General features: G+C 39.9%; 10 protein-coding genes. 6 read left to right on the top strand and 4 right to left on the bottom strand.

The annotated features are described in order from the left end of the window. Positions 1-132 precede the first annotated feature (132 nt). The 5 genes from HWV01_RS00280 to HWV01_RS00300 all read left to right on the top strand — a co-directional run bounded on the left by HWV01_RS00280 (position 133) and on the right by HWV01_RS00300 (position 6,419). A complete protein-coding gene (locus HWV01_RS00280) occupies positions 133-1,416 on the top strand; it encodes a dicarboxylate/amino acid:cation symporter (protein WP_211673576.1) in 1,284 nt (427 codons plus the stop codon). A 163-nt stretch (positions 1,417-1,579) separates the two neighbouring features. Continuing rightward, a complete protein-coding gene (gene ilvA, locus HWV01_RS00285; protein ID WP_211673577.1) occupies positions 1,580-3,145 on the top strand; it encodes a threonine ammonia-lyase, biosynthetic in 1,566 nt (521 codons plus the stop codon). Positions 3,146-3,475: 330 nt separating this feature from the next. Further along, positions 3,476-4,318 carry a 23S rRNA (adenine(2030)-N(6))-methyltransferase RlmJ gene (locus tag HWV01_RS00290; protein WP_211673578.1) on the top strand — a complete coding sequence of 281 codons (843 nt, stop codon included), beginning with the start codon at positions 3,476-3,478 and terminating at the stop codon, positions 4,316-4,318. Positions 4,319-4,469: 151 nt separating this feature from the next. Then, on the top strand, positions 4,470-5,336 hold the full coding sequence (locus HWV01_RS00295; RefSeq protein ID WP_211673579.1) for an alpha/beta fold hydrolase: 867 nt from the start codon (positions 4,470-4,472) through the stop codon (positions 5,334-5,336). 6 nt (positions 5,337-5,342) lie between these two features. Next, a complete protein-coding gene (locus tag HWV01_RS00300) occupies positions 5,343-6,419 on the top strand; it encodes a potassium channel family protein (protein WP_211673580.1) in 1,077 nt (358 codons plus the stop codon). Positions 6,420-6,515: 96 nt separating this feature from the next. Here the strand turns inward: HWV01_RS00300 and HWV01_RS00305 are convergent, their stop codons facing one another. The 3 genes from HWV01_RS00305 to ilvY form a co-directional block, all read right to left on the bottom strand. Next, positions 6,516-6,752 (bottom strand): accessory factor UbiK family protein, encoded by a 237-nt coding sequence (locus HWV01_RS00305; protein ID WP_067050897.1) that lies wholly within the window; start codon positions 6,750-6,752, stop codon positions 6,516-6,518. Between the two features lie 84 nt (positions 6,753-6,836). After that, positions 6,837-7,448, bottom strand: coding sequence for an LA_2272 family surface repeat-containing protein (locus HWV01_RS00310; protein WP_211673581.1), 612 nt, complete (start codon positions 7,446-7,448; stop codon positions 6,837-6,839). A gap of 89 nt (positions 7,449-7,537) precedes the next feature. Continuing rightward, positions 7,538-8,416, bottom strand: a complete 879-nt coding sequence (gene ilvY, locus HWV01_RS00315) for an HTH-type transcriptional activator IlvY (RefSeq protein WP_211673582.1) — start codon at positions 8,414-8,416, stop codon at positions 7,538-7,540. 352 nt (positions 8,417-8,768) lie between these two features. On the opposite strand from ilvY, the gene ilvC reads away from it, so the two are divergent. Next, positions 8,769-10,244 carry a ketol-acid reductoisomerase gene (gene ilvC / locus HWV01_RS00320; protein WP_211673583.1) on the top strand — a complete coding sequence of 492 codons (1,476 nt, stop codon included), beginning with the start codon at positions 8,769-8,771 and terminating at the stop codon, positions 10,242-10,244. Positions 10,245-10,560: 316 nt separating this feature from the next. Here the strand turns inward: ilvC and HWV01_RS00325 are convergent, their stop codons facing one another. Beyond that, positions 10,561-11,799, bottom strand: coding sequence for a RidA family protein (locus HWV01_RS00325; protein ID WP_211673584.1), 1,239 nt, complete (start codon positions 11,797-11,799; stop codon positions 10,561-10,563). Between the last annotated feature and the right edge of the window lie 265 nt (positions 11,800-12,064).

Raw genomic sequence — 12,064 nt, forward strand, 5'->3', positions numbered from 1 at the left:
TCCCTTCGTCAATAGAGTTGTAATACTCTCCAATCATCAAATCTTGAAGTGCAAAGAATTGTAAAAATATAAAAATAATATAATAAGCAAAAAAACACACACTACTATGATAATTGAAAGGCTGAGTTTGTTATGGATAAATCACTAAGTTCGAAAATATTTATATCCCTGTTTGTGGGCTTGTTACTGGGTACTATCGTTCAGTATGGCTTTGGTGCAGGATCGTTCCTTGATACATATTTTGTCGGTGCAGCTACTGCAGTCGGTACTATGTTTGTATCACTGATTAAATTAATGGTTGTGCCATTAGTTTTCATCTCTATTGTATGTGGTGTATGTGAACTGAAAGACATTAAAAGTTTTGGTCGCTTAGGTGGTAAAACGTTCTTCCTTTACCTCGCTAATACAGCAATCGCAATCACAGTTGCACTTATTGTGGCAATGATTGTTCAACCAGGTGTTGGTGCTAACCTTGCTGAATTAGGTGGTACTGCGGTACATCTAACATCAACAGAAACACCTGATATTGGTCAAATGATTGTTAACATCGTACCAAGTAACCCGATACAAGCATTTGCTTCTGGTGACATGTTACAAATCATCTTCATGGCAATCATCACTGGTCTGGCAATTCAAGCACTAGACAAAAAAGGTGGTCCAGCGGTTAATGCATTCCAAATCGCGAATGACATCATGATGAAACTTGTTAGCCTAATCATGAGCTTTGCCCCGTTTGGTGTATTCGCGTTAATGATTCAATTAGGTGCGACGCTTGATGGCGCAACGCTCGCTTCAGTAGCGAGTTACGTGGGTCTGGTTGTAGCATTGCTTTTAGTATGGATCTTAATTGTATACCCACTAGCGGTATGGGCAACAACGGGTATCCGTCCAGCTACATTCCGTCGCCAAGTTCGTGAACAGTTCCTATTTTCACTATCGACAGCAAGCTCAAACGCAACAATCCCGGTAACTATGCGTACCCTTACGGATAAGATTGGTGTATCGAAAACAGTTGCGGGTTTTGGTGTTCCATTGGGCGCTACAATGAACATGTCTGGTGTATCTATCTACATCTCAATTGCGACAGTATTTGCTGCCAACGCATACGGCACACCACTGCAAGTTACTGATATGTTCACTATGGGGCTAACTATCCTACTACTATCTGTTGGCGCAGGTGGTGTACCTGGTGGCGGTATCGTGATGATCGGTGTGTTACTAACACAACTTGGTCTACCTGTTGAAGCACTCGCTATTATTGCTGCGGTTGACCGTATCAATGATATGTTCTGTACTTCTGCTAACGTAATCGGTGATACAGCGGTTAATACGATTGTTGCTAAGAGTGAGGGTGAACTAAACCTTGAAATAGCACATGCATCTGAAGAAACAAATACAGTAGCTCAAACAGCGTAATCAATTAATATAAATAGTTAAAAGGGAGCGAAATGCTCCCTTTTTTATTTCCGGTAAAAAGTTATCCTGAGTTAAACCTTTTTATCTGTTTCGATTGTTGTTATAACTAAATCATAGCGTTAACGATTGCATGTCAATGCGTTAACTTGTCAGTTATATTTCAATGGATGATCGAGTGACAAATAACGAGCCCCAACAACCCCAATCACAACTTACAGCAAGTGAATACTTATGTAAGATCCTGTTATCACCGGTTTATGAAGCTGCAGTGGTCACCCCGTTACAACCATTAACAAAATTATCTGAACGTTTGGGTAATAGTATTCTTCTTAAACGTGAAGATCGTCAACCCGTGCACTCGTTTAAATTACGCGGTGCATTTAATAAATTGGTGCAATTATCTGAAGAACAAAAATTACGCGGTGTCGTTGCTGCTTCTGCAGGCAATCATGCCCAAGGTGTTGCGCTGTCTGCGAAGAAACTGGGTATTAAAGCCATCATTGTGATGCCAGTTATTACCCCTGATATTAAAGTGAGTGCGGTGCGTGGTTTTGGTGCCGACGTTTGTTTATATGGCGATAGTTTTGATGAAGCATCAAATCATGCTAAGAAACTTTCAGCAGAAGAAGGTTATACCTTGATCCCACCGTTTGATGATCCGGATGTGATCGCGGGGCAAGGTACTATTGCGCGTGAATTGCTAGAACAAAATTCCCATTTAGATTATATTTTTGTACCTGTTGGCGGCGGTGGTCTTGCTGCGGGTATTGCTGTGTATATCAAACAATTAAAACCATCAATTAAAGTGATCGGTGTTGAGCCGCGAGACTCAGCCTGTTTACGCGCGGCATTAGATGCGGGTGAACCCGTTACGCTTGACCGTGTGGGTATTTTCGCCGATGGTGTGGCGGTAAAGCGGATTGGTACTGAAACATTCCGCCTTTGTAATGAATTTATCGATGATGTTATCACGGTGAGCAGTGATGAGATCTGTGCGGCGTTAAAAGATATTTTTGAAGATACCCGTGCAATTGCAGAACCATCGGGCGCATTAGCGCTGGCGGGATTAAAAAAATATTCTGAATTAAACGGTTTACGTGATAAGAACATGGCGTCGATCTTAAGTGGTGCGAATGTTAACTTCCACTCATTACGTTATGTATCAGAGCGTAGTGAATATGGAGAGAAGAAGGAAGCGGTGCTTGCGGTGACTATCCCTGAACGTCCTGGTGCATTCTTGAAGTTCTGTGAATTAATAGGCAATCGCGCCGTGACTGAATTTAACTACCGTTATTCTAATCGTGCCGCGGCAAATATTTTTGTCGGCTTACGTACACCGCAAGGTACTGCGGAATTAGCGACCGTCATTAAACAGCTGGAAGATGCAAAATATCCAGTGGTTGATTTATCTGAAGATGAAATGGCCAAACAGCATGTACGTTATATGGTTGGAGGCCGTCCTGCTGAAGACTTGCAAGAACGTTTGTTTAGCTTTGAATTCCCTGAACATCCGGGAGCATTACAAAAATTTCTATTAACCCTAGGTATGAATTGGAATATTACCTTATTTCATTATCGTAACCATGGTGCTGCTTATGGTCGAGTATTAACGGGTTTTGAGCTACCAGATGGAGAGATGAAAGCTTTTTCAGCATATTTAGTTAAGTTGGGTTATCAATATAAAGAAGAAACTAACAATCCTGCGTATAAGTTTTTTCTTGCGCACTAGATAATCTCGGTGGGTCAAACTTACTCATCTCCACCACTGAGAATGAATAAATTCTCAGTGGTGTTTCTCGGTCTACATCGCTGTAAAAATTACGCGAGTCATGGTTGCGCCTAATTCCTCTCCTTGCTGCATGGCCGTGTCCTTTGGTTAGATTAATGAAACAGTATGTATACCGCTGAACTTAGCTAACCACTATAACAACTGAAAACTTAACGAAAGTATGAATGAAGCAGACTATTGGGCACTTGAAAGATAGAATAAATAGCCTAGTTTAAGTAAACAGTGCTACCCTTTACCGCAATTAATTTATCATTTTATATTGGAAATATTATGCTGAGCTATCGCCACAGCTTTCACGCTGGCAACTTTGCTGATGTACTTAAACACACGGTTGAAGTATTGATTTTAGAAGCGTTAAAACAAAAGGATACGCCTTTTATTTATCACGATACCCATTCTGCCGCGGGTCGTTATAGCTTATCGAGTGCACATTCAGAAAAAACAGCTGAATACGTTGATGGTATCGCTCGAATTTGGCAACAAGGTGAAGTACCTGCGCCATTAATCCCTTATTTAAATATGATTAAGCAGTTAAATAACACGTCTACCCTGAAGCATTACCCGGGATCACCATTAGTTGCGCGTTTATTATTACGTGAACAAGATCGTATGCAAATGACGGAATTACACCCTGCGGATGTAAAATTATTAGAGCAAGAGTTTGCTGGTGATCGTCAAGCGCGCGTGTACAAGAAAGATGCTTATGAAGGGCTGAAATCCTTGCTACCTGGACGCAATAAACGTGGTTTAGTACTGCTTGATCCATCTTATGAAATCAAAACTGAGTACCGTCAGGTAGTGCAGGAGATCGCACAGACTTACCGCCGTTTTGCAACAGGCACTTATGCACTTTGGTATCCGGTTATTGAACGTCGCACTATTGATCGGCTTATGCGTGACTTTGTTGGCACCGGCATTAAAAAGATTTTAGTGATCGAATTATGCGTAAAAGGTGATACTGAAGAACGTGGTATGACTGGTACAGGTATGGTTGTCATTAATCCACCGTGGAAATTGGTTGCTCAAATGGAAGAGTTACTGCCTTGGCTAACGGAAGAATTAGCGCAAGATAAAAACGCATTTTTCCGCCTTGAATGGTTAGTTCCAGAATAAGTAAATGTAATATAGAATTACGATATCGAAGGATATCGTAATTCTAACTGACGTAAGAATTACTTAGACAGTGTTTATTCATCTAGTTTGAAATTTAAAGGATTATAAAATAAATACAAAGAATTAGTCTCACATGTACAATAGGTTGATTATGAAGCAATGGATCGCAGAAAAATTATCAGCACAGGGCTTTGTCGCTGAAGGATTACCCTCTAAATATATAGGTGGGGAAGGAGAGCATTTGGTATTTTTTCATGCCAATGGTTTTCCGCCCGCTATGTATCAACAAATGTTACAACCACTTACCGATGAATATAAAGTCAGCGCCGTTTACCAGCGTCCGTTATGGCCATTACCGGTTCCGGATGATTTTGATAATTGGCGATTAATGATCGATGACGCTTGCCGTTTTGTTGCCGCGCAACCTGAGCCTATTACCTTAGTCGGCCATTCGATGGGTGGTTTGATTAGTCTCATTTGTGCGGTACGCGAACCTGAAAAAGTCAAACAACTGATTCTCCTTGACCCGGTTATTTTGGCTCCTCATATGATTTGGGTTATGCGTAATTTACCTTACTGCTTACGTAAAAGATTACCACTGGTCGAAAAAACATTAAGACGTCAAAATACATTTTCTAATATTCAGCAAGGTTTTGATTTTCACCGTAAAGTACGTGGTTTTAAAAATATTTCTGACAGTGTATTAGCTGATTACATGGCCGAAGGTTTGTACGAAACCGACGACGGGTTTAAACTTAGCTATAGTCGAGAATGGGAAGCAACCATTTATCAGACGATACCTTGGGCTTGGTCGAGCATTAAAAGCTTAACCACAAATACAGTGGTGTTCAGAGGTCATGATTCTGATACGTTATCGACAGAAACCGTCGCTCGATTATTACGTAAGCAGCCACACATTAAATTGGTTGAAGTGGACGGTGGGCATTTGTTCCCGTTAGAGCAACCGTTGAAAACGGCTGAGCTTATTCGCCAGCACTTAGCCATTAATAAGCATTAGGTCAATATGTATATATCTAGATTAATTAGCCTAGCGTTACGCAAGCTCACTGCTGAACTGCGTTGGGCGAATCTATTTTTTATTTTTTGTAGTTATTTAGCTGTCGTATGGGGATTGTTATGGTTAGCGGGTGAAAGCACGTTAATTGAACCGCTGACATTTTTCTATTACACCGTCGTGGTGATTAGCACGGTTGGTTTTGGTGATTTATCACCGACGACAGCACATGGTCAACTTGTTGTCGCTTTGGTACAGATCCCTTTTGGGTTATTAATTTTTGGTGCCGCGATTGGTAAAACCACGCAAGCAATCGTGGCACTAGCAAGGAAAGGTATGAACGGAAAAAAAGATTTTAGTACTTATAGCGACCATATTTTAATTTTAGGCTGGCGTGCGCATCGCACTAAACGGATTTTAGATCTGATTCTTGCCGATAAAAAGCGGTATAAACGCAAGATAATTTTGTGTGTAGAGCGTGATATGAACCATCCGTTTCCACAACTGCTGGATGTGGAGTTTGCCAAACTAGAATCTTTCACCGATCGTGATGAATTAGCGCGTATTGCGATCGCACAGGCGAGTTCTATTATTGTTGATGGTGAAAATGATGAAATGACGCTATCGATGGCATTAAGTGCTTCATCACATGCCTCAAAACAGGCGCATATCAGTGCTTATTTTCATGAGGAAAGTAAAGCTGATCTGCTGCGTGCACATTGTCCCAATGTCGAATGTGCAAGTTCACGCCATGCCGAAATTTTAGTACGAACGATGCAATCGCCCGGTGCCAGTATTGTCCATGAACAATTGTTTTCTACGCTTGATGAAGCAACATTATATTGCTTAACATTAGAGAATGCGCCGGAAATGACGGTGGGTGATATCTTTCAGCCTCTGCGAGAGAAATATAGCATGACGCTGATGGCAATTGCTGACGATGAAAAAGGCACTGGGTTTAAATTAAATCCGGCCATGGAAACACAGCTTCGGTGTGGACAGGTATTACATTATATCGCCAATGAACGTATCCGTAAGCACGAGATAAATTGGGTCGATGTATTATTGCTAAAAATAGATAAGTAGGCAGGTATGGGGAACTAAAAGTGAGCTATAACGGAATTTGAGTTCGTGCCTGATACTGTTAACAATGATCATCGTTAACAGTATCAGGCCTAAGTACTATTTTTCTAGTTCTGTTAAACGTGCTTCTAGTGCTGCTAATTTTTCACGCGTACGCAATAGTACTTTGGTTTGTACTTCAAACTCTTCACGGTTAACCAGATCAAGCTTGTTTAGTTGTGATTGCAATACTTGATGGATCTTTTTTTCTACTTCGGTACCTAACGATTTGACACCCGTTGGTAGTGAGTCATGTATTTGCTTCGCGATTTCTTCTAATTTTTGTGGCTTGATCATACGGCACCTAATTACGGAGTGAGTTTAACTATTCGTTAATTTAGTTTGATGTTAGTCTAGCATTTTAATTATCGATTAATCGACCTAAAATGATCGCTTAAAATTGATTAGGGGTAATATTTTTACCACCCCATTTTCAGCATAGTTTAATAAACCAATCTGTAAACCTTGTAAGTTTTCTGTTACGTTGAACAGACCAAATTGAAACTTAGTCGTTTTCGCATAATTCATCACACCAAAATCAACAAGAGATAACCGGTCGCTATAGTTAATTAAGCCTATATTGGCGCCAGCCACTGTTTTTGATAAATTAACCATGGCTAAATTGACGCCTTTTACATGGCTCGTATTATTCACAAGGGCCATGTTAAAACCGGTATCTTGACCTAGATGCCAGTTAAATAAACCAAATGATGCTCCTGAAAATTCCTCGTTTACTTTACTTGCACCAAGCAATAAATTAAAACTTACGCCGTCGAGTTTATCGACTTCAGATAAACCGAATACAGCCATATCAAAGCCTTGTACTTTTTCTGTTTGACCATGGAATAATGAGAAACGGAAACCATTAACATCCTGACTCTTTGGTGCATTGAGGCCGACCGTGGAAAATTGTGCTGGCACCTCATTGGCGACCGCTGTTTGGCTTAGACTTAAAGTGACTAGTATTGCCATGCCTATTTTTTTGAAACCCATGAAAACTCCATAGTAACAATGATGAGAGAAGAGTAGATCCCTATTATAACGGAACGCTATTGTTATTCTTAATAATAATTTATGACAAATCAATGATTAATCATACTAAAAAAGGCTGCAATCGAAGGTTCGTCAAAGCGTTTTCGCTGGCAGCATAAACCGAGATCGAATGGATCTATTGTATTACTGTTTTCGAAGGTTAATACACGGTCTCTGACGGGACTGTTATCAACGACAACTGCGGGGGCAATACCGACCCCAAGTCCTAATGCTACCATACTGACAATGGCTTCATGACCCGCAACCGTGGCATAAATACTCGGCTTGATTTTCATTTGTTTAAACCATTTATCAATTCGTTTACGTGCTGGCCCGTGCTCAGGTAAGATAAAAGGCACGGCATTCCAATTAATATTATCTTGCATAATTTGCTGTTGAACTTGGCAGGAAATCACCGGGGTTATGATTGATAGCGGTACTTTTGCAATCTCGACAAATTTTAATCGATTCGATATTTGGTCTGGATGTGCAGCAATGGCAATATCAATTCTTTCTTCATCAACCAGTTGCATGCCCATCGCTGCATCTCCGGTAATCAGTTTTAGTTCAACATTGGGGTGCAATAAGCGGAATTTATCGAGAATTGGTGGTAAATGACTATAGGCAGCGGTCACTGAGCAGAAAATTGTAAGCTCACCATCAAGTTCGCCGCTGTGATTATTCAGGTCTGCTTTCAGTTGTGTCCAGTTTTCGAGAGTTTGTTGGGCGAAGCTTTGTAGTCGTTTCCCACTTTCAGTTAATGCAACTGAGCGATTATCTCGGGCGAATATTTGGCTGCCAACCGCTTCTTCTAAACGCTGCATGGTGCGGGTCAGTGTTGATGTACTGACATGCATCGCTTCTGCCGTTTTCCCGAAATGTAAAGTGGTCGCTAAATGTAAAAAAAGTTGTAGTGAACGAATATCCATATTTCACCTTATTCTTAGTGGACTTAATTGTTATTTTCTGTGTGCAATCATTAATGATAATAATGAGTTTAAGTGTAAGACATTGTAATTAATTATAATGGAATAATTTAGTCTAAAACTCTGTATTTATATTTATAGTCGGGTTTAAATTTTACTGGTTTGGTATTTTCTTTGTTTTAACACCAGGTTCGAACGGCGATCTTGTATATAAATGCGAATGTTGCGTTTATTGCAATACTATATTGTAAATATATCATTTCCAGCAATGTGTAACTTAGCATATAGTGAGTGGTAGAGCATCACTGGAGTGGTGATAGCGCATTCAAATTACAAAATTCTCATGGAGAGCAACATGGCTAATTATTTTAACACTTTAAACTTACGCCAGCAGTTAGAGCAACTTGGTAAATGTCGTTTTATGGATCGCAGTGAGTTTGCTGACGGTTGTAACTTCATTAAAGACTGGTCAATTGTTATTGTGGGTTGTGGTGCACAAGGCCTAAACCAAGGTCTAAACATGCGTGACTCGGGTCTTAACATTTCTTATGCATTACGTGCTGCGGCGATTACAGAAAAACGTCAGTCATTCTTAAATGCATCAGAAAATGGTTTCGTTGTTGATACTTATGAGAATTTGATCCCACAAGCAGACCTAGTTCTTAACCTTACACCTGATAAGCAGCATTCGAATGTAGTTGAAACTATCATGCCGCTAATGAAGCAAGGTTCAACGCTGTCTTATTCTCACGGTTTCAATATCGTTGAAGAAGGTATGCAAGTACGTGAAGACATTACTGTAGTAATGGTTGCGCCTAAGTGCCCAGGTTCTGAAGTTCGTGAAGAATACAAACGTGGTTTTGGTGTACCGACACTGATCGCTGTTCACCCTGAAAATGATCCTAAAGGCAATGGCCTAGCAATTGCAAAAGCATACGCTTCTGCAACGGGTGGCGATCGCGCGGGTGTACTTGAGTCTTCGTTTGTTGCTGAAGTTAAATCTGACCTGATGGGTGAGCAAACTATCCTATGTGGTATGTTACAAACCGGTGCAATTCTTGCGTTTGACAAAATGGTTGCTGACGGTAAATCACCAGCATACGCAGGTAAACTAATTCAGTTCGGTTGGGAAACCATCACTGAAGCACTTAAGTATGGCGGTATCACGAACATGATGGATCGCCTATCGAACCCTGCAAAACTTAAAGCATTCGATATGGCTGAAGAAATGAAAACAACACTTCGCCCATTATTCGAAAAGCACATGGATGACATCATTACGGGTCATTTCTCATCAACGATGATGACTGACTGGAAAAATGATGATGTGAACCTACTTAAATGGCGTAAAGAGACTGGCGAAACTGCCTTTGAGAATTACCCTGAATCAGACATCGTGATTGACGAGCAAGAGTTCTTCGACAACGGTACATTATTCGTTGCTATGATTAAAACGGGTGTTGAACTTGCGTTTGAAAGCATGGTCGCATCAGGTATCGTTGATGAGTCTGCATACTATGAATCACTACATGAAACGCCGCTAATTGCGAACACAATTGCCCGTAAGCGTTTATATGAAATGAACGTTGTTATTTCTGATACAGCTGAATACGGTTGTTACCTGTTTGCTCACGAAGCGGGACCACAACTACGTGAATACGTAAATGCATTACCAACTGAACTAATGGGTTCTGCATTCTCTGCTGAATCAAACGGCGTTGATAATGCGCGTTTAATCGAAGTTAACGACGAAATTCGTAATCACCCTGTAGAAGCTATCGGTAAGAAATTACGTGGTTACATGTCAGACATGAAGAAAATTGTTGGCTAATACCTGATATAAGTATCAAGGTTTAGTTGATATAGCCCAGTAAGCATGATTATGTTTACCGGGCTTTTTTGTGTTTAAATTTTAGATGATTACAGGGATCTTTACATTGGAAAAACTTAAAGTGAGGGACGGTTTAAACTGCAGGGGGTTGATATTCACTACGTAGACTTGGTGGAAATATTAACTTGAGATAAAAGTGAATCTAGAATCCTTTCCAGACTCTCACCTTAAGCCAATAATAAAAACTGACTCTATCTTTGTAAGCTGAATTTAATTTATCGTAATTGAAGAATTATTCAGCGGTAATTAATGCCTGTTATGCTTGTGGTGGTGTACTTTCAGCGTTAGAAACAACAGCATCAATTTGTACCAAAGCATCCATAGGGATAGCTGTAACGCCAATTACTGTTCTTGCTGGAAGATCGTTGTTAAAGAATACTGTGTAAATTTCATTTACAGCATCAATGTCTGCGATATTTTTAAGTTGGATATTTACTTTAACGACATCGTCCATAACGTGATCAATACTTTCTAGAATTGCTTTAATGTTGTTTAAGCATTGCGCAGCCTGTGCTTTCACATCTCCAGTTACCATTGAATTGGTTTTTGGATCTAAAGGCAATTGACCTGCAACATGATTGTAATGAGAAAACGCGACTGTGTGTGAATATGGCATTTTAGGTGCATTTTCTGTATTGCTTGCTTCTATAACTAGCAAACGAGTGTCTTCAGGACGTTGTGGTGGAGTACCATCTCCGTGTGACACCGATGTATCAATTTGTATCAAAGCGTCCATAGGTAAATCGGAAGCGTTAACTACTGATCGTGCAGGTACATAGCTTGGGAAAAACTTGGCACAAACTTCGTTGACAGCTTCAACATCTGCGATGTTTTTAAGGAATATAGTGGTTTTAACTATATCACTCATATCATGGTTAATGCTTTCTAAAATGGCTTTGATGTTGTTTAAGCACTGTGATGCCTGCTCTTTTATACCACCTGCTACCAATTCACCGGTCTTTACATCGATAGGTAACTGAGATGAAATATTGTTGTAATGAGAAAAAGCGACAGTTTGTGTAGAGGTCGCACTTATTGGCGCATTTTCAGTATTTCTTGCTAGTTTTATAAGATCGCAAGGAGCTTGTGGCACAGTACCTTCACCGTTGGAAATCAGCGCTTCAATTTGTACTAAAGCATCATTCATAGGTAAAGCCGCAACGGCTACCGTCGTCCGTGTCGGAAGGTAGCTTTGGAAGAATGTTGCATAAACTTCGTCTACAGCGTCCATATCTGAGATATTTTTCAGGAAGATCGTGAGCTTAATTACATCATCCATCACATGGTCGGTACTTTCTACAATGGCTTTAATATTCGTTAAGCACTGCTTTATCTGATCTTTTATATTGCCCACGACAATTTCACCGGTGTTAGGATCTAGCGGTAATTGCGCTGAAATATTATTGTAATGCGAAAAAGCGACAGTTTGTGTTGATAGTGTATTTTGTGGTGCAGTTTCAGTGTTTCGTGACGCTTTTATGATGATGTTATTCATATGATATTTGTCCTATTTGATACGAGTATGGTTTGATGTTGTTGGCTCGAGTATACGTAATAGGGATGAACAATCTTTGAACTTAATCACAAAGTGAATTATTTTGATTTTCGTATCTAGTTGATTTAAATGTGTTTTGTTATGCGTGGTTCTATTTTTGTTATGGGTTTCTAACAATTTTAAAATAGTGTTTTTTTGTAAATTATTGATTCTATTAAATTTGATTTTATAAAAAATTGTTGTTGTTAGGTCGATGATTTAACTT

The organism is Moritella sp. 5 (genome assembly GCF_018219455.1).
Classification (GTDB): Bacteria; Pseudomonadota; Gammaproteobacteria; order Enterobacterales; family Moritellaceae; genus Moritella.